This is a genomic window from Roseibium marinum (assembly GCF_002906165.1).
Lineage (GTDB): Bacteria > Pseudomonadota > Alphaproteobacteria > Rhizobiales > Stappiaceae > Roseibium > Roseibium marinum.
This window is the reverse complement of the sequence record NZ_PPCN01000009.1, coordinates 206,113-227,262: the sequence shown is the minus strand read 5'-3', so window position 1 is coordinate 227,262 and position 21,150 is coordinate 206,113. Positions and strand designations below refer to the sequence as shown.

Below are 21,150 nucleotides of genomic sequence, written 5' to 3'. Positions count from 1 at the left end.
ACTGCTGAAGCCTGGCAAGCAGAAGCAGACGGTACTTGAAAATTGAATTCTCTCCTAGGCAGGCCGAAAACGGCCGGCCGAAGGTGGGGACCGGAAACCTTCAGAAAGAAAGCGGTCACGCTCAGGAAGGCCACGGTTCCCGACCGGTCGAAGTACAGGCCCCATCGCCTCCTCATCAAGAGGGACTCGACCACAGGTCCCTGCCGCCCCTCCTCCCGGCGGCAGGGATTTTTTTGTTTGGCACCGGATACCGATCTCGACAGCCCCGATTGTCGATCGGAGGCACCGCGATGCTCTCCCTGCCTTATTTTCAAAGAAGAAGATTTTCCGCAAATTCAGGGGCTATTCAGCCAAGCCGTTCTTCTCCGCAAACGAACTCATGTCAGTCGCTGACGGCAAATTCGATCGGTTTGAACCTGAAATTGTTCGACTGGCCCGCCGAACAGGCGGTCATGCCGACGACCAGATCCATTTCCGCCCGAAAAACTGTTTTCTCGCCAGGCCTGCTTTTGGGTGGAAGCACCGCGATCTCGCCAGTGTCGCCGTCTACCGAAACATGCATGAAAACGTTGAAGGCGACGGGAATGTCATCGCCCCCGATACCGTAGGGCTCCAGTGCCCTTTCCAGATTGCCCTGACAGCCGTGATGGGGATCGGTGTCTCCGTAAATCTTTCTGAAGGTGTCGGAAGAGCACGGCGTCAGGGTAAAGTCGTGCCGGCCAACCTCATCCTCCACGATGGTGAACATCGGGTTCGAGCGATTTGAATAAAGAATATCGTCAGTGGTCAGGAACAGCCGGCTTGCATAATCGATGGAGCGACCGGAGGAAATACGCTCCGATCGATCCGCGGCATTGAAGGCGACCAGATCGGACACCTGCTCGCCTTCCGGATCGATGACCGTTAGGAGCTGTCCTTTCCGGATTTCAAAGGCCGTTCCGCTGCGGGGTGATATACGGTTACGCATCTATGCGACTTCCTTTGCTTGGAACGGACATTTCCAGTTGTCGCCAACGGCGCGTCCACTGTACTGGCGGGCTTCCGAGGCCTCGCCATGGTCGGCCAGCATCGGATTGATCCCGCCGGCGAGCTGCTCGTCCCGCTGACGAATGATGGATTTCATCTTCTGAAACCGGCCGTCCTCCCGAAGCTTCTCGAACTGCTCATGCGAGTTGAAGACAAGCGCCGGCCTTTCAAATCTCCGTGCAGGACGGGAGGCATTCGGATGAAGCCCGATGACGAAATAAGGTTCGCTGCCGATGCTCAAGGAGAAATGCGGTGAGCCCGGATCCGGATCGACACTTTCGTTCCACTCCGTTCCGGCCGCCACATCCAGATTGTGCAGGCATTGCAGACGATCCCAAAGCGCGGTTTCGAAAGCTTCTTCATCAAGATCGGCAGGTCCGTCGAAAATCGCGACGAAGGACTGCACAACCGGACTGTCGAGATCCAGGCTCCTGTTGTATTCAGCCAACGCGCGATGCAGCTCGACATCATCCGTGGCACGCTGAATGTTGCCCGCGGTAATGATCGTCAACGCGTCTCGTGCGAGCGCGGATTTAGCACCTACACAGGGAAACTCCGCGCTTTGGATAAAAGCACGAAAAGCCTGACACGCATCTCTGTTCGACATTTCGGGATACTCCGTTCCCATTTTTCCGGTGTGTCATTTCAACGGGAAAGAGGACGATTGGTTCCCTGTCGACAGAAGTATCCGAAGGGACCGGGCGAAGACCGGAGGGAATTTCCAGCAGGAACTTGAGGAGACATGCTGACGCATTCCCAAAGCCGGATTTGTCTCGGCTTCAGGTCCCTGCTCGCTCAATCGGCTTGCGAGGCTACATGTGCTGGCGGACCCACTTCGTGGATCCTGACGCAAGGCCCTTGAACTTCGGCGCCTGTGACAAGGGCGCGACAAGAAGCGGCCGGTCATCGCCAAGCTGGCGCTTGACGGCGTGGTAGAGCTTCGAGCGACTGAGATCCGTAACGACGATCACCATTTGCTGCGAAAGCCAGCAAAAGCCCTCGATGCTCGCTCCATTCAGTTTCACCCTGTCTGAAGGATCATCGTTGTCTGCTTGCGCAGGCAACACGATCAGGTACGCCGTGGCAGTCATATCAGTGTCCCTGCTCGTGGTTCTTGTGGGGCTTTAACAGCTCGAATCTTGGGTCAAGGCCCGGCCGACGGCTCGCTGAACCGCCGGCCTTGCCTGAATTGCTATGTGTCACCCCAGTTTCGCTGCCCGCTCCCAGAAGCGGAGCGCGCGGCAGGACTTGATGAATTCCTGGCCGTCACCCCTTTTCGAAAGCTCCCGGCAGCCGTCATCGAGATCTGACCAGATTCCGGCCTTCTCCAGCAGCGGCCTGGCCTCGGCCGAATAGGCGATGTATTTGCAGTGCGCGAAGGCATCCGCCGCGAAATCGCGTGCTTCGGGCATGTTGATCAGATCCTTTACCCCGTCCTTTGAGGTCAGGATCGCGACAGCGTCGTAGAGAACGGAAGGACCGCCGTCGATCTTCTGCTGGGCCTCGATCCATGTGCCGTCGCTGGCTTCCGCACCGCCGATCATCGGCGCGATGAATTCTATCTCAGCGCCTTCCTTTTCGAGAGCTTTCTTCAGGCCGTCGATGACATCCATATCGACACCGTCTGTCAAAAGGACGCCCAACTTGCGGCCGGCAAAGCTCTCCGGGCCATTGAGGACAATCGACAGCTTCGGCGAGACCTTGAGATCGTCACGCGGCTTCATTGCGGCGTCGGCCGGCTTTGGTCTTCCCTTCAACCTCAGCCCTTCCATCACCTTGTCCGCCAGCGCCTCATCGACATTCAGAAGATGCGATACAATGCGTTCGCGAATGGCAACCGTTTCCACTTTCGAAAGTTCGAACACGAAGGCGTCGGCGATGTGCGCCTGCTCGACCTCTGTCTGCGAGTGATAGAACTGGCGCGCCTGGCTGTAGTGATCGGCGAAGGTTTCAGAACGATAACGCCCCTTCTGCCCGTCGATCTCCTCCGGATAGGAGCGGAATCCCTTTTGCGGATCTTCCCGCGGCCCGCCTTCGCTGCCCCAGGAGTTGGGCTCGTAGTTCGCCCGTCCCTTGGGGTTGCGAAACGCCATATGACCATCCTGCTGAAAATGATGGAAAGGGCAGCGCGGCGCGTTGATCGGCAGATGGGTGAAGTTGGTCGAGCCAAGGCGCGACAACTGCGTGTCGAGATAGGAGAAATTGCGCCCCTGCAGCAGCGGATCGTTGGAAAAATCGATCCCTGGGACCACACTCCCAGTCTGGAAGGCGACCTGTTCCGTTTCGGCGAAGAAATTATCGACGCAGCGATTGAGCACCATGCGCCCGACAATCCGGACAGGAACCTGTTCTTCGGGAATGATCTTCGTCGCGTCGAGGACATCGAACTCGAATTCCTCGGCGAATTTCTCGTCGAATACCTGCAGCCCGAGCTCCCATTCCGGATAATCGCCCTTCTGGATCGCGTTCCACATGTCGCGGCGATGGAAGTCCGGGTCGGCGCCGTTGAGTTTCAACGCCTCGTTCCAGACAACGGATTGCATGCCCATTTTCGGCTTCCAGTGAAACTTGACGAATTTCGACTCGCCATTCTCATTCACCAGCCGGAAGGTGTGGACACCAAAGCCCTCCATGAAGCGGAGCGAGCGCGGAATGGTCCGGTCCGACATGATCCAAAGGGCCATGTTGATCGATTCCGGCGTCAGCGAAATGAAATCCCAGAAGTTGTCATGCGCCGTCTGTGCCTGAGGGAAACCACGATCCGGCTCCTGCTTGGCGGAATGGATGAGATCGGGAAACTTGATGGCGTCCTGAATGAAGAAAACCGGAATGTTGTTGCCGACAAGGTCCCAATTGCCTTCGCGTGTATAAAATTTGACAGCGAAGCCGCGCACATCACGCGCCACATCGGGCGAACCCTTGTTGCCAGCCACGGTCGAGAACCGCACGAACACATCTGTCTTCTCGCCTTTCTCGAAGACGGCAGCGCGGGTCAGGTCTGAAATATCGTCGGTCGCTTCGAAATAGCCATGCGCTCCGAAACCGCGGGCATGAACGACGCGTTCGGGAATGCGTTCATGGTCGAAATGAAAGATCTTTTCGCGAAAATGCTGGTCTTCCATCAGGGTGGGACCACGAAGGCCCGCGCGCAGGGAATTCTGGTCGTCCGCCACGGGCGTACCGAGCGCCGTGGTCAATGTCGGCACGCCATTCCCGGCAACCTGGTGTATTTCACCGCCCTGCCCGCGCGCCGCTGTCTGGTCGCCGATCTTGACTGTTTTCCTCGATTGATCAGTGCCTTTGGCCATGTCGTCCTCGTAAGCTGAATGTTAAGCACGCCGCGATCCCGTGCCGCACGCGACTTCATTCGAAACGTGAGAAATTTGGATTGGTTCCGAACCCGGCTGCTTTTGTGCCGAACGGCGAGAGGAAGACGGAGACGGTATCTCCACATCAGTCCGGGTTGAAAAACCACAAGGGACGGAGGGAACGAATTTTACGCCCGCACGTTGCTGCAATGACACAAAGCTTTGGCGAACACCGGGTTTCGCAGTCGGGAAAAGGTACGGAATGACCCTGCTTACTGCGATACTCGTTATCTTGTCGGCAGTCTGCCTTGCCGCAAGTCTTCTGCCGCTCATACCTGTCGCCCACGGACTGGTGCGCTCGTTCGATTTCGCGCGCCTTCAGGTGATCGGGATCTCAATTCTCGTCTTCGCCGCGGCTGTGCTCGGTCAGCTCCCTCACACGGCGATGATTACGGTGAGTGTCATGGCCTTGACGGCGCTGGCGATCCAGCTGGTCTACGTCATCCCGTTCACACCCGTCTGGTTTACCCAAACTGCTCGATACGCCGGAGATCCCGACAAGGCCGCGGTTATTTCGCTTCTGGTGTCGAACGTGAAGCAGGGCAATCGCGACTACTCACGGGTGACCGACCTGATCGCGGAACGGACCCCGGATATCGCTATATTCATGGAAACCGATCAGGCCTGGTTCGAGGCGTTGCGCCCTACCCTCTCCAGGTTTCGGCACATAGCCGCCTGCCCGCAGTCCAACACTTACGGCATGATCCTTGCCAGCCGGCTTCCACTGCGCACCTACGACGTACAATTCCTCCTGAACGAAGAGGTGCCGAGCATTTCCTGCATCGTCACCCTGCCCGGCGGTCAGGACGTTCGGATCGTTGCTATTCATCCTGAACCTCCGCTGCCGACGCGAGACACTTTGGGCCGGGATGCGGAAATCCTGCTGGTGGGTAAAATAGCGAGTGAGGAAACCCTTCCGACAATCGTGACCGGCGATCTCAACGATGTCGCCTGGTCAAGAACGACCCGGCGTTTCCTGCGCCTTTCCCGTCTGCTCGACCCGCGCCAGGGCCGCGGTTTCTTCAATTCATTCGACGCAAGACGCTGGTACATGCGCTGGCCGCTCGATCACATCTTTCATTCGCTCCGGTTTGAACTCGTCGACATGGAGCGGCTGCCTTTCGTCGGCTCGGACCACTTTCCGATGTTTTACAGGTTCGCTCTGACAGAGGCCGACAACAATCAACCTCCTCCGCCTGAAACCAGCGCGGACAGCAAGGAAGCGGACGACGTCGTCGCAACGGAAAAGCAACGCAACAGGCCGCCCGTCGGCACCGATTGGGAATAGACCGGCGCTCCGGCCAGGCTCCTATTTTTGAGGTGCATATCTTGTCCTTCTCTGGACTTTCCCGGACGCAGACCACCTGAAGACAAAGGCTTTCGATGAACGTGCCATTGCTCATAGCCGGAATTCTGCTCCTTGCCCTGACGGCCGGCGATTTCGCCTTTACCACCATCAGCGCCAACAGGACCGGACCGCTCACCCGCGGGGCCGCGGCGATCTACTGGAAAGTGTTCCGTCTCCTCGCCCGCCTGCCGGGCGAAAGCGCGGCTCTGCGCCTTGCCGGACCGGTTGTCATGAGTGGTGTCGCATTTGTCTGGCTCGCTCTTACCTGTATCGGCTGGCTGCTCATATTTCGCAGCGACCCAGGGTCGCTGGTGATGAAATCAACCGGGGAACCGGCTGATTGGGCATCTACCTTTGCCTTTATCGGCAGCGCCCTGTCGACGGTCGGCGCGTCGAATGTTCAGCCGTCTTCGGCGCTTTGGGACAATCTTTCCACGGTGGCTGCGGTCAGCGGAATGGTTGTGCTGACGCTGTCGGTCACTTTCGTCCTGAACATCACCCAGACTGTGGCGCAAGGGCGTGGTTTCACCGTCCTCATGCGCATCCGCGATCCGTTGAACGACAGGCACGACGACATCCTGCTGCCTGCGCTGGCCGACCTCTGCATTCGCCTGAATGCGTCCCCGCTCGCTCTGTATTACTCGTCCTCACGTTGGGAACGCGGTCTGCCGGAAAGCCTGAACTGGCTGGCCCGCCGCGTCGCGCGGTCCCCGGACCGGTTCCGGCACTATCGCTATGCCCTCCAGGAACTTCCCTTTCTGGCGGTGGATGCAGATGACGACCCTGAGGGGTTTCTGGAGGCCATGCAGGAATGGGCCAGGCAGTTCAGCCTACATGAATGGCCGGCGGAAAATTAGCCGCGCCGGAGTTCACTCAAACATTGCCCACGCCCAGATTATCCGGCCTGCGGGCATTCGGCTTTTCGCATCTCAGTCAGGCGCTTCAGCCCCATGGACAAATGCGCCCGCCGGATATGCGCTGCCGCCCCCATGTCACCCACGGCGACAGCGTCGGCGATAGCCAGTATCTCATCGCTGAAAATCACGACCTCCGTTGAAAGATCCCTGTCGGGGATCAGGGTCAGCCAGATGCGGCAGGTCCGGTAGAAGAGCTTCTCGGAAATGTCCCGTAGCGGCTGGTTGTCGGTCAGCAGCTGGAAAGAATGAAAAAAGTCGATATTCAGCCGGGCAAACGCCTGACGGTCCGGCGCGGCGCGCAAGCTTTCAGCTCTCAGCCGCATGGTGCCGAACAGCGCTTTCAGGTTATCGTCGGCCCGGCTCGGGGATAGTCTGCCGGTCAGCTCGTTCAATTCCATGCGCAACTGGTAAACCTGAGCAAGCTCGTCCAGGTCGACGTCGGTCACAAGTGTGCCGACGCCTTGCTGCGACAGCACGAGCCCGTCCGCCTCCAGAATCTGCAGGGCCTTGCGCAAGGGGGACCGGCTGACGCCGAATTCGCCCGCCAGTACTTCTTCACTGAGCTGCATTCCCGGCGGATAGACAAGCATCGAGATCCGGTCGCGCAGGACCGTGTACATGATCTGGAAGCGTTCCTGCGCAGTCGCCGCCGCCTCTAGCTGCCCGGCTATATCCGGATCCTGTATCCAGGTTTCGTTCATGCCGGACGCATCAGCGTTCTTTCCAGGCCCGAAAGCATGGACAAGCACTTATCAAGCTGTTCGAGCGATACGAATTCGTCCGGCTGGTGGGCCTGGGCAATCGAGCCCGGTCCGCAGACAACAACCGACATTCCAAGAGCCTGAAACAGGCCTGCTTCAGTCCCGAAGGCAACGACGTCACACAGGTTTTCGCCTGTCAGCGCCGCAACGATGTCCCGGGCCTCGTTCTCGCTTGTAACGGCAAGGCCCGCGACCTCGCCGATGACTTCAGTGACAATGCCGGCTTCGGGGTAAATGTCCCGCATTCGCGGCAGCAAAATGTCGCGGCAGTAGGTTTCGAGAGCCGATTTCACCTCCCGAGCGTCGTTTTCACGAACCGGCCGCATTTCCCACTCGACGCTGCAGTGGCGGGCAATCACGTTGCGCGCCGATCCGCCCTCGATCCTTCCTGTCTGAAGTGTCGTCCAGGGGGAATTGAACCGGGCGCTGTCGGGTCCGGCCTTGCGTTTCAGATCGTCGGCAAGGTCCATCATCCTGCCGATAAAGGCCGCGGCGACATGAATGGCGTTGACGCCCTTGTCCGGCTCGGAGCCGTGGCCGTCGGTGCCGTGAAAGGAGGTCGTATATTCATAACAGCCCTTGTGACCCTCGATGACGCGCATGTCCGTCGGTTCGCCGATAATGGCGACCGACGGCCTGATATCGGTTTCCCTCAGTTCTTCCACCAGATGGCGCGCGCCGAAGCAGCCGACCTCCTCGTCATAGGTCAGGGCGACATGCAACGGGCGCTTGATATCCAGCGCCGCGTAGTCCGGCATCCTGGCGAGAACCGCGGCGATGAAGCCCTTCATGTCGCACGTGCCCCGGCCATAAAGGCGCCCGTCCTCCTCGCGCAGCGCGAAAGGGTCGCTCATCCATTGCGCGTCGCCTGCCGGAACCACATCGGTATGTCCGGAAAGGACCAGCCCGCCGGAGGTGCGCGGCCCGAGCGTCGCGAAAAGATTGGCTTTCCGGCCTGTTTCGTCATGTGAAATTTTCACATGCGCACCGCTGTCCTCCAGCAGACCGGCTGCATAATCGATCAAAGCCAGGTTGCTGTCCGCCGAAACGGTTGGAAAAGCGACCAGCCGGTCGAGAATTTCAACAGTTCGGGAAATGTGGTCCAAAGCTATTGCCACCTCAGGTCTTGACGAAGAGGCTGCGCGGCCGGTTGCACAGGCACTCCGCCGGTCCGTCTTCGCGGATCAGGATGCTCTCGGTGATCTCCAGTCCCCAACCGTCCATCCACAGGCCGGGCATGAAATGGAAGGTCATGCCGGGTTTCAGAACCGTGGTGTCTTCTTCGCGGATGGAGACGGTGCGCTCCCCCCAGTCGGGAGGATAGGAAATGCCGATCGGGTATCCGGCACGGGCGCCGCGTTCGATGCCGGCTGCTTCCAGCGGTTTTGCCAGTGCCCGGGCGATGTCGCCGGCCGTGTTTCCGGCGCGCGCTGTTTCAAGTCCAGCTTCAAGGCCCTCGACGAGCGCCTTTTCCGCGTCGAGCATGTATTGCGGCGGCTGGCCGAGAAACACGGTCCGGCACAGGGGGGCATGATAGCGGCGGAAACAGCCGGAAAGCTCGAAGAAAGTGGCCTCCCCCTCCTGCATGAACCGGCCGTCCCATGTCAGGTGCGGTGCGGAGGCGTCCGCTCCACTCGGCAGCAACGGTACGATTGCCGGATAGTCTCCCCAGGCGTCGTCCAGACCCCGGATCGCGTCGGCATAGATTTCGGCGACAAGATCCGCCTTGCGCATGCCCGGCCGGACCCTCTCGAAGACGCCATCCATGATCTTTTCCGATATACGCGCCGCCTTGCGCATGAAGACCAGTTCCTCGTCCGACTTTACCCCGCGGAGCCAGTTCACCATGCCGGTCGCGTCCGGGAATTCGGCCTCCGGCAGTTCCTCGCGCAGGGTCAGATAAGCCTTTGCCGAAAAATAGTAATTCTCGAGTTCAACGCCGACGCGCTTTGCCGCGTAACCGTTGGATTTCAAGAGACCCCCAAGGTTCTGCATCGGATGGCGATCGGGAGACTGGATGTAGTTGTCCGCATAGGAGGCTACCCGTTGGTCGTCCATCCAGACCGTGCGCCGGGCACCGTTGGCATCCTGACCGCGGCCCCACCAGATGGGATCCTGGTCAAGGAAAACCAGGACGCCCTGGTGAACATAGAAGGACCAGCCGTCATAGCCGGTGATCCAGGACATGTTCGACGGATCCTCGACAAAGAGGACGTCGATACCGCGCGCGCTCATATCGCTGCGGACAAGCTGAAGGCGCCGCTGGTATTCCGACTGGCTGAAGGGAAGGTCCTGACCGGGCATCGTGTGTCCTCGAAAAATATTTGTATACAAATAATCACAAACAATGTTTTGCGAGCAAGAAAAATCGCAGTACCAAGTGTGAGTACTTGCGGTATCTGATTATTTGTACACAAATGGCGGGGGAGCGGCTCAGCCGTCTCCAGACCACACGAACACCGGCTTTTCCTAGGCTACCATGCAGATGACACTTGCAGACATTCTCGCCGCGCGGAAAGCGATTGACGGCAAGGTCGTTCGGACACCGCTGCTGCCGTCCGGCTTTCTGACGGAAAAGACCGGTGTCCCCTTCCACATGAAGATGGAAAGCCTGCAGCCGACAGGTGCGTTCAAGCTGCGCGGCGCAACCAATGCCGCACGGAATGTGCCGTTCGAAACGACCACCCTCACCTGCTGTTCCACCGGCAATCACGGCCGGGGCGTCGCCCATGCGGCACGGCAACTGGGTCTCAAGGCGGTGGTCTGCATGTCTTCACTGGTGCCGCAGACAAAGATCGACGCTATCAGGGCCCTGGGCGCGCAGGTGAGGATCACCGGCAACAGTCAGGACGATGCCCTGGAAGAGTGCCGGCAGTTGAGCCTTGGACCCGGCATCCGGGAAATTTCGCCTTTCGATGGTCCGCATGTCATCGCAGGCCAGGGAACCGTCGGCCTTGAAATCCTGGAGGACCTGCCGGATGTCGCAACGTTGCTTGTGCCGCTTTCAGGCGGCGGACTGGCCGCGGGCGTTGCTCTCGCGGCGAAGTCCATCAATCCGTCCATAAAGGTCATCGGAGTGACGATGGATCGCGGTGCGGCGATGGATGCATCGATCAAGGCCGGCCATCCCGTGGAAGTCACGGAGGTTGCCAGCCTCGCGGATTCGCTTGGTGGCGGTATCGGGCTGGACAACAAACTCTCCTTCAGCATGTGCCGTGACCTGCTCGACGCGATTGTTCTGGTCACCGAGGAAGACATCTACCGGGCGATGCAGGTGCTTTATTTCGAGGAGCGCCTGGTTGCCGAAGGCGCCGCCGTCGTCGGCATCGCAGCGTGCCTTTCCGGAAAGCTTGCCGACCTGACGGGACCGGTGGCCACGATCATTACAGGCCGGACTGTCGACATGATCCAGTTCACTGAAGTCATCGGCGGCAGAGATATCGTGCTTGGCGACAAACTTCTGAAGGGAGCACCCTATGCCCCATGACATCAGGCTTGTGACCGACGCGGAATTGCGCCGGGTCATCCATCTTGATCTGGAGATCATCGATTGCATAGAGAGCGCTTTCGCCGCGCTTGCCACGCAACAGGTCATCATGCCCCCGGTGCTTTCCATGGCGCTTCCGCACGTGAATGCCGAAGTTGACGTCAAGACCGCCTATGTCCCCGGTCTTGACGGATTTGCCATCAAGGTTTCTCCCGGCTTTTTCGACAATCCTGCGCGCGGCTTGCCAAGCCTCAACGGCCTGATGGTGCTGCTTTCGGCCCATACGGGCCTGGTTCAGGCCGTGTTTCTCGACAACGGCTACCTGACGGACATCCGCACGGCCGCGGCCGGCGCCGTCGCCGCCCGCCATCTCGCGCCCGGAACCGTCACGACCATGGGCGTTCTTGGAACAGGCGTTCAAGCCCGTTTGCAGATCATTGCCGCGGCGAAGGTCATGCCGGTCAAGAAGGTTCTTGTCTGGGGGCGCGGCGCCGAAAAGGCGGAACAGCTCACCACGGATTTGCGCACGACGCTCGGTATCGACGTTCAGGCGGTTGCCGACAGACATGAGCTCGTGGCGGCGTGTCAGCTTGTCGTGACCACCACACCTGCCAGGGACGCCATTCTGGACGCCGGTTGCCTGCATCCGGGTCTGCACATCACGGCGATGGGATCCGACCAGGAAGACAAGAACGAACTTTCACCGCGGATCCTGGCGCAAGCGGATGTTGTCGTCTGCGACCGCATAAGCCAGTGCGCCAGGCTTGGCGAACTGCGGACCGCCATCGAAAACGGCCTGATGACCCGAACCGGAAAGGCCGTCGAGCTTGGCGAGGTGATCGCGGGGGTCGCTGCAGGCAGAACGCGCGACGATCAGATCACCGTTTGCGACCTGACCGGTACCGGCGTTCAGGACACGGCAATCGCGACACTGACCCTTGGCAGGATAACAAAAGCCCACGCCGGAACAACACTCACCGTCTGACCTGAAGCGCTAGTTCCAGGACCAGAAAAAAGGACCAAGACATGCTCAAGAACGATCAACTGGACGCCTGGGACCGGGAGAATTTTTTCCACCCGTCCACCCATCTGGCGCAGCACGCACGCGGCGAAAGCCCGAGCCGCATCGTCACAGGCGGCAACGGCGTCTTTATCGAGGACCGGGACGGTACACGTCTGCTGGACGCATTTGCCGGTCTTTATTGCGTCAATGTCGGATACGGCCGGACGGAGATTGCCGAGGCCATCGCCGCGCAGGCCAAAGAGCTTGCCTATTACCACGCCTATGTCGGCCACGGGACGGAGGCTTCCATCACCCTTGCCAAAATGGTGATGGAGCGGGCTCCCGCACATATGTCCAAAGTCTATTTCGGCCTTGGCGGCTCGGACGCGAACGAGACCAACATCAAGCTGGTCTGGTACTACAACAACATTCTCGGCCGCCCGGAAAAGAAGAAGATCATTTCGCGCTGGCGCGGCTACCACGGCTCCGGCCTGATGACCGGCTCTCTCACCGGACTTGAACTCTTTCACAAGAAATTCGACCTGCCGTTCGACACGGTTCTGCATACGCTCGCCCCGGACTATTTTCGCCGCGAAGACCTGTCGATGTCCGAGGCGGAGTTCGTTGCCCATTGCGCGTCGGAACTGGAGGCCATGATCGAACGAGAAGGCGCCGATACCATCGCCGCATTCATCGGCGAACCGGCGCTCGGCACCGGCGGCATCGTGCCGCCGCCCGCCGGATACTGGGAGGCAATTCAGAAGGTTCTCAAGAAACACGACATCCTGCTGATTGCCGATGAGGTCGTCTCCGGCTTCGGGCGACTGGGAAGCATGTTCGGGTCGGATCACTACGGGATCGAGCCGGATTTCATCACCATCGCCAAGGGGCTGACGTCGGCCTACGCGCCGCTTTCGGGATCAATCGTCTCCGACAGGGTCTGGAAGGTCCTGGAAGACGGCACAGATGAATTCGGACCGATCGGCCATGGCTGGACCTATTCCGCGCATCCCATCGGGGCTGCCGCCGGTGTCGCCAATCTGGAGCTGATCGACAAGCTCGGCCTGGTTCAAAATGCGAAATCCGCAGGAGCCTATTTGAAGAACGCGCTGCAGTCAGAACTCGGCGGCCACGCCAATGTCGGTGATATCCGCGGTGACGGGATGCTCTGCGCGGTCGAATTTGTCGAAGACAGGGACGGAAGAACCTTCTTCGATCCGGCCAAAAAGATCGGACCGCAAGTGGCGGCCGCGCTCCTGACGGAAGGCGTTATCGGACGGGCCATGCCCCAGGGCGATATCCTCGGTTTCGCTCCGCCGCTCTGTATCACGGAAGCTGAGATCGACAGGGTCGTTGCGGCCACCGGCAAGGCTGTCCGCTCGGTTCTGTAAATTGGAACCGGCCATGTCGCGCTCCAGCAGCTAATCGAACGTCTCACCGTCCCGGCTGGCACTCCGTGTGGCCGGGACGGCGATGCAGATTGGATTTTCACGGTCCTTCCGGAACGTTGCGGCGTTTCTTCAGTCGGGACACTGTCCGCCGTGTCCTTTCCATGTAAGCTGCGCTTCCACATGAGCCGTGCTGACTGACGGCGAGGAAAACCATCGTCGGGGGAAACCATGAGTGTCAAATTATTCGACCTGACCGGGAAAACAGCCCTTGTCACCGGGTCATCCCGCGGGCTGGGGCGAGCATTCGCAGAAGGGCTGGCACGAGCGGGCGCCAGAATTATTCTGAACGGGGTCAATGAAGACAGGCTGTTTGAGACCGCGCAGAAACTCAAGGCGGAAGGCCTCGACGTTCTGACCGCCGCATTCGATGTGACCGACGAGACCGCGGTCAAGGCAGCTTTTCACCGCTTTGATGCTGAAGGCATTGCCGTCGATATACTTCTCAACAATGCCGGCATTCAGTTCCGCAAACCCATGCTGGAGCTTGAGACCGCCGACTGGCAGCGGGTGCTCGACGTCAATCTGACGTCCGCGTTCGTGGTCGGCCGGGAAGCCGCCAGACGCATGGTGGCGCGCGGCAGTGGCAAGATCATCAATATCGGCTCCGTCCTGTCCGAGCTTGCCCGCGTCACCATTGCTCCCTACACGGTTTCCAAGGGCGGCATAAAGATGCTGACACAGGCCATGGCGGCAGAATGGGGGGAAAGCGGAATTCAGGTCAACGCCATCGGCCCCGGCTACATGGTCACCGACATGAACGAGGCATTGTTGAGCAATCCCGAGTTCGACGCCTGGGTGAAGGGCCGGACACCGATGCGCCGCTGGGGCCTGCCGGAAGAACTTGCCGGGACGGCGATCTATCTCGCCTCGGACGCATCCAACTATGTCTCGGGCCAGATTATCTATGCCGATGGCGGCATGACCGCCGTTTTGTAGTCCGGCACAGCTGGGACGAAAAAAGATGCATTCCGTCTTTGACCGGAGACGTCCGCCGTGCATTAATGTCACATAAATCAGGTACTTTCATAAAAACTTGTGACGCTTTGGGAGGAGCGAATGGCTGACACACAAACGGTGCTGGCGGAGCGGCAGGACGGATTTCTCCTCATTACGCTCAACCGCCCGGACCGGCTGAACGCCTTCAACGAAACCATGCATCATGAATTGCGCCAGTGTCTGAGCGAGGCGCAGTCGCATGACGACATTCGCGCCGTTCTGTTGACGGGCGCCGGACGGGCCTTTTGCGCCGGCCAGGATCTTTCGGACCGGGACATGCGGGGCGGGAACGAAGCGCCCGATCTGGGGCATACGCTTGAAACCCTCTATAATCCGCTGGTGCGCCAGATCCGGGCGCTGCCGAAACCCGTCGTCTGCGCCGTCAACGGGGTCGCCGCCGGGGCCGGTGCGAATATCGCGCTGGCCTGCGACATCGTCCTTGCGGCTCATTCGGCAAGATTTATCCAGGCATTTTCCAAAATCGGACTGGTGCCCGATTCCGGTGGCACATGGTTCCTGCCGCGGCTGATCGGAGAAGCGCGCGCCAAGGCGCTGGCGATGACGGGCGAACCGCTCAATGCCGAAACAGCGGTAAGCTGGGGTCTCATCTGGAAGGCGGTTCCCGACATGGAACTCCTCAAGGAAGCCAAAACGTTCACCGCGCAACTTGCCGGCGGCGCGACCAAGGGCCTGGCGCTGACAAAACAGCTCATTCAGGATGCGTCTGTCCAGCCGCTCGACCGGCATCTGGATGCGGAACGCGATGCCCAGCGGGTGGCGGGAAAAACAGCCGATTACCGGGAAGGTGTCGCTGCCTTTCTCGAAAAGCGCCATGCCCGGTTCTCCGGTTCCTGAGATATCCTTCGGAGACTTGAATGACGCATGAAGAACTTGCCACGGCCTGTGCGGAGCGCATGTGGTCGCAGGACACCGCCTCGCGGGACCTTGGCCTCAGCCTCGACCATGTCGCTCCTGGCCATTCGGTGATGTCGGTTACCGTTTCCAAAAGCATGACCAACGGACACGGCATCTGTCACGGCGGCTATATCTTCACTCTCGCCGACAGCGCCTTTGCATTCGCCTGCAATACCTACAATCAGATTACGGTCGCGCAGCAGTGCGCGATCAGCTTTCTTGCGCCCGCGCATCTGGGCGACCGGCTTACGGCCACCGCGCGCGAGCGGTCCCGGAAGGGCCGGTCCGGGCTTTACGATGTGACGATCGAAAATCAGGACGGAGATACGATTGCCGAGTTCCGCGGCAATTCAAGAACAACAAAAGGCACGATATTGCCTGACTAGGAGAGACGGACCAATGCGTCCGGCTTTTGGGAGGACATCATGGAAGATCTGGCTCCGCGGCCCGGTGATCTGGAACCTGTAGAAACGGCATCCAGGGACGAACTCTGCGCGCTGCAACTGGAGCGGCTGAAATGGTCCCTCACCCATGCCTATGAAAACGTTCCCTTTTACAGGGAAAAATTTGACGAAATAGGCGTTCACCCCTCCGACCTGAGGACCTTGAGCGATCTCTCCAGGTTTCCCTTCACGACAAAGGCCGACCTCAGGGATCACTATCCTTTCGGGTTGTTCGCGGTTCCGCGCGACAAGATCGTGCGTATTCACGCGTCTTCTGGAACCACCGGCAAACCGACCGTGGTTGGGTATACGGCAAACGATATCGAAATGTGGGCCAACCTCGTGGCCCGCTCCATCCGCGCCGCCGGGGGCCGCGCCGGCGACATCATCCATGTCGCCTATGGCTACGGCCTTTTCACCGGTGGGCTCGGCGCGCATTACGGCGCGGAAAAGCTTGGTTGCACCGTCATTCCCGTTTCGGGTGGCATGACGGAGCGCCAGGTGACCCTGATCCAGGATTTCAAACCCCGCATCATCATGGTGACGCCGTCCTATCTGCTATCCATTCTGGACGAGTTCCGCCACCAGGGGATCGATCCGAGGGAAAGTTCGCTCGCCGCAGGTATTTTCGGGGCGGAGCCCTGGACAAATTCCATGCGCCGGGAAATCGAGCAGGCCTTCGACATGCATGCCGTCGATATTTACGGACTGTCGGAAATTCTCGGTCCCGGCGTTGCCAACGAATGTGTGGAGACCAAGGACGGACTGCATATCTGGGAAGACCATTTTTATCCGGAAATCATCGACCCGGAGACGGGCGAGGTGCTGCCCGACGGGGAAATCGGCGAACTGGTGTTCACCACCCTCACCAAGGAGGGCCTGCCGATGATCCGATACCGCACGCGCGACCTGACCCGGCTCTTGCCGGGTACGGCCCGGTCCATGCGGCGGATGGAGAAGGTCACCGGCCGGTCCGACGACATGATCATCCTGAGAGGTGTGAACGTCTTTCCGACCCAGATCGAGGAGCAGATCCTCAAATGCGCGGGGCTCTCACCGCATTTCCAGATCGAACTCGACAAGGCCAACCGGCTGGATGTCATGACTGTGCATGTGGAGGCCCTGCCTACAGCCGCCTCCGGCGAACAGCGCAAGGCCTCCGAAAAGGAACTTGCCCATCACATCAAGAGCGTCGTCGGCGTGTCCGCCATGATCGACATTACCGAACCCGGCGCGGTCGAACGCTCCGCGGGCAAGGCCAAGCGCGTGGTGGACAACCGGCCGAAGAACTGATCAGGTCGACTGCCCGGTTTTGAGCGGATTGGCGATCGATCCTGCAAGCAATTCACGCGGGCCTTCGGCAGGAAATCCGCTGCTGTCGATCTCCGCCACGGCATATAGCTTTTCATCGCGGAAGGCGCTGGCATCCCTTGTCGAGGAGCCCTCCGCAGGCTTGCCGCCGCTGTCCAGAAAGTCCGGTTCGGCCTCGCTGGCCACAACGCGGGCGTCCGCCGGCGATTGCGCCCGGACGATCACTTCGCCCTGATTTTCCGCAAGATCCCAATTCGGATCCCATTCGGCGGCCACGGGGGTGAGCTTGTAGATCCTTGTATTCATGCAGGCTCAACCCGCCAGAGAGGAAAAAGTTCCCGGGAACATCCGTTCGAAATCCGGTCAAGGTCCGCTCGCAACTTCCTTACGACGTCCTGTTCTCCGGCCATTCCTTCGCAACCAGGGTCAGAACGTCATAGAGCGCGACCGGCTCGTCCTTCTGGTTGCTGACCTGGCAATCCCATCGGACTTCGCCGTAGTCGGCTGAAATGCGCGGTGAGATTTCCTTGGCCGTGAGCTGAACCTTCAGGTCGTCTCCGGCATTCACAGGCGTGAGAAATCGCAGATTGTCGACGCCGTAATTGGCAAGGACCGGACCCTCATCCGGATCGACAAAAAGCCCCGCGGCGAAGGAGACGATGAGATAACCGTGCGCAACGCGGCCTTCGAAGAACGGGTTCCGCCTTGCCGCGTCTTCATCCATATGGGCATAGAACGTATCGCCGGTGAATTCGGCGAAATGTTCGATATCCTCCAGCGTCACGGTCCGGGACTTCGTTGTCAGCCGGTCGCCGGTCCTGAGTTCCGACAGAGATTTGCGGAACGGATGGCGGCTGTCAGCGTGCCCTGGAGCACCGGCGACCCATCTGCCCGTTACTGCACCCAAAAACTCGGGCGCTCCCTGAATGGCGGTGCGCTGCATATAGTGTTTGATGGCCCTGATACCGCCAAGTTCCTCCCCGCCCCCGGCCCGGCCGGGCCCGCCATGAACCAGCATCGGCAAGGGAGACCCATGCCCGGTGGAAGATTTGGCGCTCTGACGGTTGCCGATCATCACGCGCCCGTGGAACGGTGCCATGCCGAGGACCATTTCCTCCGCCACGGAGGGATCATTGGTGAAGACCGAGGCGACAAGCGAACCCTTGCCCTTGCGGGTCAGATCGACAGCTTCCTCCAGATCGTCATAAGGCATGAGTGTCGCCACCGGTCCGAAAGCTTCAACCGAGTGCACGGCGTCCGAGGAAAGCGGCTTATCGCAATGAAGCAGAATGGGTGATGCGAAAGCGCCCTCTTCCGGAAAAGCCCCCGTGTCTGGAGAAATCACCTCGGCTTCGGTCTTGAGGTCCGCGACACGTTCCAGAACCTCCTGCCGTTGGCCGAGTGACGCCAAGGGCCCCATGGTCACGGTTTCCTGCCGGGGATCGCCGATCACTTGACGGGCAAATCGCTGGTTGAGAGCCTCCGCGACGGCGGAAACAGATGCCCTTGGAACGAAGATGCGCCGGATCGCGGTGCATTTTTGGCCGGCCTTGGCCGTCATTTCCCTAACGACTTCCTTGACGAACAGATCGAATTCCGGTTCGCCCGGTTTTGCATCCGGGCCCAGGACGGCTGCATTCAGACTGTCGGCTTCCATGGTGAAGCGGACCGAATTGCGGATGATCGCCGGATGACCACGCAGCATCTGGCCGGTCGAGGCGGACCCGGTGAAGGTCACCACGTCCTGATCGCTGACATGATCGATGAGATCTCCGGCCGATCCGCAAAGCAGCTGCAGCGCTCCGTCCGGCAGGATTCCGCTTTCCTGTATATGCCGCACCATGCGTTCCGTCACATAGGCGGTCTGGCTGGCTGGCTTCACCAGACAGGGAACGCCCGCGATTAAAGCGGGGGCGACCTTTTCCAGCATGCCCCAGCAAGGAAAGTTGAACGCATTGATATGGACGGCAGTTCCGCGCAAGGCCGACAGGATATGCTGTCCTGAAAACGTGTCGTCCCGGGAGAGCGGTTCAACCGCGCCTTCCACGAATACCCTCGTGTTCGGCATCTCCCGGCGGGCCTTGGATGAGAAGGCGAAGAGCGTCCCTATGCCGCCCTCAATGTCGATCCAGCTGTCCTTGCGGGTTGCGCCGGTTGCAAAGCTCTCCTCATAGAAAAGCTCCTTGTTCTCCATCAGCGATTGCGCCAGCGTCTTCAGCATCAGCGCGCGCTCATGATAGGTCATCTTTCGAAGAGCCTTGCCGCCGACCTCCCGGCCATAGGCAAGCGCTTCGCCCAAATCGAGACCGGAGGCATCGATGCTGGCGACAGGTTTGCCAGTCGAGGCGTCGAGAAGCGCCTTGCCCTCGCCTTTCCCGGTTTGCCAGCGTCCGGCCAGCCAGCTTTCCAGAACGCGCACGTTTTGTGTGACCAAAGTCATGAAGCAAATCCAGTCTGAAGATTGAAGACCTCAGGGTACGGAAACCGTCCCCCTGTGTTCAGGCGTCGTAGGTGAGAACAAGGCGTTTGGTGAGTGGGCGGGACTGACAGGTCAGGATGTAACCGTCGCGGATTTCATCGTCCTCAAGCGCGTGATTGGCCGCCATTTCGACTTCCCCCTCCAGCAGTCTGCCACGGCAGGTCGAACAGACACCGGCGCAGCAGGAATATGGCGCATCGATATTGTTCCTGTGAGCGGCCTGAAGAATGCTCTCACCGGGCTCCATGTGAATGTCCCGCGTGGTGCCATCGAGGGTCAGCTTCAGGTCGGCTTCCCTGGATTTTTCTTCGGAGGCAATTGCGGCCTGATTGACTGGAAGACGGCCAGGTTGGTCGGACTTGAAAAGTTCCTGCTTGATCCGGTCCGTGGCAACGCCGTGTCTTTCAAGCCCCTGACGCACCGTTTCCATCATGCCGTGCGGCCCGCACAGGAACGCCAGATCGATATCCTCGGGGTCGATCAGGGTTTCGAGCAGTTCGTCGAGCTTGCGCTCGTCGACCCGACCGGAAAACAGGTCGGTGTCCTGCGCGTCGCTCTTCAGGATGTGAATGATCTGCAGGCGGCCCAGATATCTGTTCTTGAGACCTTCCAGTTCCTCGCGGAACATGATCGAGGAAACCTGGCGATTGGCGTAAATCAGCGTGAACTGGGAGCCCGGCTCGCAGGCCAGCACCGTTTTCAGGATCGACAGAACGGGCGTGACACCGGAACCGCCGGCAAATCCAAGATAGAACTTCGCCCTATCCGGTTCGAGCGGCGCGAAGAAACTTCCGAGCGGCGGCATGGCCTCGACCGTGTCGCCCGGCTTGAGGTTTTCATTGGCCCAGCAGGAAAACGCCCCGCCATCGACCCGCTTGATCCCCACCTTCAAGGCGCCTTCTCCGGTTCCGGCACAGATCGAATAGCAGCGGCGGACCTCATGGCCATCGAAATCGCGGCGGAAGGTGAGATACTGGCCCTGGGTGAAACGGAAGATATCCTCGTCTTCCGGTCGCGGCCGCAGGGTCACGATGACGCTGTCGCGCGTATCCGGCACCACCTCCGTGACGGTCAGTGCATGAAAGCGTGACATGGCGTTCCTCCCGGAAACAGCAGTGGACTTGCGGTTAATGGCATTTGAAATAGTCGAAGGGCTCCAGACAGGCCCGGCAACGATATGCGGCCTTGCAGGGCGTTGAACCGAACTGGCTGATCTTTTCCGTGTTCCGCGACCCGCAGCGCGGACAGGCGACCACGAGGTTTTTGAGACCGGCCAGCCTCGCGACTCTTGCCTGTGTTTCCCCGTCCTCCTGACCCCGTGTTTCCGCTGGCGGCGCGATGCCGTATTCACGCAGTTTTTCGCGGCCCTCGACGCTTAGCCAGTTTGTGGTCCAGGCAGGGCTCAGCTTCTGCTCAAGACGCAGATCGGCGATGCCGCAGGAGCGCAATTTGGTTTCGATGTCGAGATTGATCACCGCCGTTGCCGGGCAACCCGTATAGGTCGGCGTCACCGTGACCACCAGGGTTCCCTCGTCCCAGCGGACATCGCGGATGACCCCGAGATCCGTCAGGGACAGCACCGGGATCTCCGGATCCGGGACTTCCGAAAGCCATTGCCAGACCGTGTCCGTGGAAACCCGCATCA

Annotated in this window: 20 protein-coding genes; 9 read left to right on the top strand and 11 right to left on the bottom strand. The window is 59.8% G+C overall.

Going from position 1 to position 21,150, the window contains the following annotated elements:
* Window positions 1-382: 382 nt before the first annotated feature.
* From CLV41_RS19545 to CLV41_RS19530, 4 genes are all read right to left on the bottom strand, one after another.
* A complete protein-coding gene (locus tag CLV41_RS19545; RefSeq protein ID WP_103224105.1) occupies window positions 383-967 on the bottom strand; it encodes a DUF1989 domain-containing protein in 585 nt (194 codons plus the stop codon).
* Window positions 968-1,633 carry a guanitoxin biosynthesis heme-dependent pre-guanitoxin N-hydroxylase GntA gene (gene gntA, locus CLV41_RS19540; protein ID WP_103224167.1) on the bottom strand — a complete coding sequence of 222 codons (666 nt, stop codon included), beginning with the start codon at window positions 1,631-1,633 and terminating at the stop codon, window positions 968-970.
* Window positions 1,634-1,838: 205 nt separating this feature from the next.
* A complete protein-coding gene (locus CLV41_RS19535) occupies window positions 1,839-2,117 on the bottom strand; it encodes a hypothetical protein (RefSeq protein WP_103224104.1) in 279 nt (92 codons plus the stop codon).
* Window positions 2,118-2,225: 108 nt separating this feature from the next.
* On the bottom strand, window positions 2,226-4,334 hold the full coding sequence (locus tag CLV41_RS19530) for a catalase (protein WP_103224103.1): 2,109 nt from the start codon (window positions 4,332-4,334) through the stop codon (window positions 2,226-2,228).
* A 262-nt stretch (window positions 4,335-4,596) separates the two neighbouring features.
* Here CLV41_RS19530 and CLV41_RS19525 point away from each other — a divergent pair, with 262 nt between their 5' ends.
* Both CLV41_RS19525 and CLV41_RS19520 read left to right on the top strand, forming a co-directional pair.
* Window positions 4,597-5,682 carry an endonuclease/exonuclease/phosphatase family protein gene (locus tag CLV41_RS19525; RefSeq protein WP_103224102.1) on the top strand — a complete coding sequence of 362 codons (1,086 nt, stop codon included), beginning with the start codon at window positions 4,597-4,599 and terminating at the stop codon, window positions 5,680-5,682.
* A 95-nt stretch (window positions 5,683-5,777) separates the two neighbouring features.
* Entirely contained in the window at window positions 5,778-6,599 is an 822-nt protein-coding gene (locus CLV41_RS19520) for a hypothetical protein (RefSeq protein ID WP_103224101.1), read from the top strand.
* Between the two features lie 38 nt (window positions 6,600-6,637).
* Here the strand turns inward: CLV41_RS19520 and CLV41_RS19515 are convergent, their stop codons facing one another.
* Genes CLV41_RS19515 through CLV41_RS19505 form a run of 3 tightly spaced genes read right to left on the bottom strand, consistent with a single transcriptional unit; the run spans window position 6,638 to window position 9,724 of the window.
* Window positions 6,638-7,360: a GntR family transcriptional regulator gene (locus CLV41_RS19515; protein WP_103224100.1), complete on the bottom strand. Its 723-nt coding sequence runs from the start codon at window positions 7,358-7,360 to the stop codon at window positions 6,638-6,640.
* On the bottom strand, window positions 7,357-8,526 hold the full coding sequence (gene argE, locus CLV41_RS19510) for an acetylornithine deacetylase (RefSeq protein ID WP_328590047.1): 1,170 nt from the start codon (window positions 8,524-8,526) through the stop codon (window positions 7,357-7,359). Before argE ends, CLV41_RS19515 begins: the two co-directional genes overlap by 4 nt.
* A 13-nt stretch (window positions 8,527-8,539) precedes the next feature.
* The gene (locus CLV41_RS19505) at window positions 8,540-9,724 is read right to left on the bottom strand and encodes a M24 family metallopeptidase (protein ID WP_103224099.1); all 1,185 of its coding nucleotides are present in this window, start codon (window positions 9,722-9,724) and stop codon (window positions 8,540-8,542) included.
* 175 nt (window positions 9,725-9,899) lie between these two features.
* Here CLV41_RS19505 and eutB point away from each other — a divergent pair, with 175 nt between their 5' ends.
* The 7 genes from eutB (at window position 9,900) to paaK (ending at window position 17,008) form a co-directional block, all read left to right on the top strand.
* Window positions 9,900-10,907 (top strand): hydroxyectoine utilization dehydratase EutB, encoded by a 1,008-nt coding sequence (gene eutB / locus CLV41_RS19500; RefSeq protein ID WP_103224098.1) that lies wholly within the window; start codon window positions 9,900-9,902, stop codon window positions 10,905-10,907.
* Entirely contained in the window at window positions 10,897-11,892 is a 996-nt protein-coding gene (locus CLV41_RS19495) for a cyclodeaminase (protein ID WP_103224097.1), read from the top strand. The genes eutB and CLV41_RS19495 overlap by 11 nt, the downstream gene beginning before the upstream one ends.
* Window positions 11,893-11,933: 41 nt before the next feature.
* Complete coding sequence (locus tag CLV41_RS19490) at window positions 11,934-13,301, top strand: aspartate aminotransferase family protein (RefSeq protein WP_103224096.1); 1,368 nt, start codon at window positions 11,934-11,936, stop codon at window positions 13,299-13,301.
* A gap of 228 nt (window positions 13,302-13,529) precedes the next feature.
* Entirely contained in the window at window positions 13,530-14,297 is a 768-nt protein-coding gene (locus CLV41_RS19485; RefSeq protein WP_103224095.1) for an SDR family oxidoreductase, read from the top strand.
* Between the two features lie 120 nt (window positions 14,298-14,417).
* The gene (paaG, locus tag CLV41_RS19480; RefSeq protein WP_103224094.1) at window positions 14,418-15,212 is read left to right on the top strand and encodes a 2-(1,2-epoxy-1,2-dihydrophenyl)acetyl-CoA isomerase PaaG; all 795 of its coding nucleotides are present in this window, start codon (window positions 14,418-14,420) and stop codon (window positions 15,210-15,212) included.
* 20 nt (window positions 15,213-15,232) lie between these two features.
* Window positions 15,233-15,658 (top strand): hydroxyphenylacetyl-CoA thioesterase PaaI, encoded by a 426-nt coding sequence (paaI, locus tag CLV41_RS19475; RefSeq protein ID WP_103224093.1) that lies wholly within the window; start codon window positions 15,233-15,235, stop codon window positions 15,656-15,658.
* Between the two features lie 39 nt (window positions 15,659-15,697).
* Window positions 15,698-17,008: a phenylacetate--CoA ligase PaaK gene (paaK, locus tag CLV41_RS19470; RefSeq protein WP_103224092.1), complete on the top strand. Its 1,311-nt coding sequence runs from the start codon at window positions 15,698-15,700 to the stop codon at window positions 17,006-17,008.
* Here the strand turns inward: paaK and CLV41_RS19465 are convergent, their stop codons facing one another.
* From CLV41_RS19465 to paaD, 4 genes are all read right to left on the bottom strand, one after another.
* On the bottom strand, window positions 17,009-17,332 hold the full coding sequence (locus CLV41_RS19465) for a hypothetical protein (protein ID WP_103224091.1): 324 nt from the start codon (window positions 17,330-17,332) through the stop codon (window positions 17,009-17,011).
* Window positions 17,333-17,411: 79 nt separating this feature from the next.
* Entirely contained in the window at window positions 17,412-19,466 is a 2,055-nt protein-coding gene (gene paaZ / locus CLV41_RS19460; protein ID WP_103224090.1) for a phenylacetic acid degradation bifunctional protein PaaZ, read from the bottom strand.
* A gap of 58 nt (window positions 19,467-19,524) precedes the next feature.
* Window positions 19,525-20,598 (bottom strand): ferredoxin--NADP reductase, encoded by a 1,074-nt coding sequence (locus CLV41_RS19455; protein ID WP_103224089.1) that lies wholly within the window; start codon window positions 20,596-20,598, stop codon window positions 19,525-19,527.
* 34 nt (window positions 20,599-20,632) lie between these two features.
* Complete coding sequence (paaD, locus tag CLV41_RS19450; RefSeq protein WP_103224088.1) at window positions 20,633-21,148, bottom strand: 1,2-phenylacetyl-CoA epoxidase subunit PaaD; 516 nt, start codon at window positions 21,146-21,148, stop codon at window positions 20,633-20,635.
* Window positions 21,149-21,150: the final 2 nt, after the last annotated feature.

What these genes read in the sequence shown, in the direction of transcription:
- CLV41_RS19545 (WP_103224105.1), bottom strand. Translation starts at nt 967, where the DNA reads ATGCGTAACCGTATATCACCCCGCAGCGGAACGGCCTTTGAAATCCGG.
- gntA (WP_103224167.1), bottom strand. Translation starts at nt 1,633, where the DNA reads ATGTCGAACAGAGATGCGTGTCAGGCTTTTCGTGCTTTTATCCAAAGC.
- CLV41_RS19535 (WP_103224104.1), bottom strand. Translation starts at nt 2,117, where the DNA reads ATGACTGCCACGGCGTACCTGATCGTGTTGCCTGCGCAAGCAGACAAC.
- CLV41_RS19530 (WP_103224103.1), bottom strand. Translation starts at nt 4,334, where the DNA reads ATGGCCAAAGGCACTGATCAATCGAGGAAAACAGTCAAGATCGGCGAC.
- CLV41_RS19525 (WP_103224102.1), top strand. Translation starts at nt 4,597, where the DNA reads ATGACCCTGCTTACTGCGATACTCGTTATCTTGTCGGCAGTCTGCCTT.
- CLV41_RS19520 (WP_103224101.1), top strand. Translation starts at nt 5,778, where the DNA reads ATGAACGTGCCATTGCTCATAGCCGGAATTCTGCTCCTTGCCCTGACG.
- CLV41_RS19515 (WP_103224100.1), bottom strand. Translation starts at nt 7,360, where the DNA reads ATGAACGAAACCTGGATACAGGATCCGGATATAGCCGGGCAGCTAGAG.
- CLV41_RS19505 (WP_103224099.1), bottom strand. Translation starts at nt 9,724, where the DNA reads ATGCCCGGTCAGGACCTTCCCTTCAGCCAGTCGGAATACCAGCGGCGC.
- eutB (WP_103224098.1), top strand. Translation starts at nt 9,900, where the DNA reads ATGCAGATGACACTTGCAGACATTCTCGCCGCGCGGAAAGCGATTGAC.
- CLV41_RS19495 (WP_103224097.1), top strand. Translation starts at nt 10,897, where the DNA reads ATGCCCCATGACATCAGGCTTGTGACCGACGCGGAATTGCGCCGGGTC.
- CLV41_RS19490 (WP_103224096.1), top strand. Translation starts at nt 11,934, where the DNA reads ATGCTCAAGAACGATCAACTGGACGCCTGGGACCGGGAGAATTTTTTC.
- CLV41_RS19485 (WP_103224095.1), top strand. Translation starts at nt 13,530, where the DNA reads ATGAGTGTCAAATTATTCGACCTGACCGGGAAAACAGCCCTTGTCACC.
- paaG (WP_103224094.1), top strand. Translation starts at nt 14,418, where the DNA reads ATGGCTGACACACAAACGGTGCTGGCGGAGCGGCAGGACGGATTTCTC.
- paaI (WP_103224093.1), top strand. Translation starts at nt 15,233, where the DNA reads ATGACGCATGAAGAACTTGCCACGGCCTGTGCGGAGCGCATGTGGTCG.
- paaK (WP_103224092.1), top strand. Translation starts at nt 15,698, where the DNA reads ATGGAAGATCTGGCTCCGCGGCCCGGTGATCTGGAACCTGTAGAAACG.
- CLV41_RS19465 (WP_103224091.1), bottom strand. Translation starts at nt 17,332, where the DNA reads ATGAATACAAGGATCTACAAGCTCACCCCCGTGGCCGCCGAATGGGAT.
- paaZ (WP_103224090.1), bottom strand. Translation starts at nt 19,466, where the DNA reads ATGACTTTGGTCACACAAAACGTGCGCGTTCTGGAAAGCTGGCTGGCC.
- CLV41_RS19455 (WP_103224089.1), bottom strand. Translation starts at nt 20,598, where the DNA reads ATGTCACGCTTTCATGCACTGACCGTCACGGAGGTGGTGCCGGATACG.
- paaD (WP_103224088.1), bottom strand. Translation starts at nt 21,148, where the DNA reads ATGCGGGTTTCCACGGACACGGTCTGGCAATGGCTTTCGGAAGTCCCG.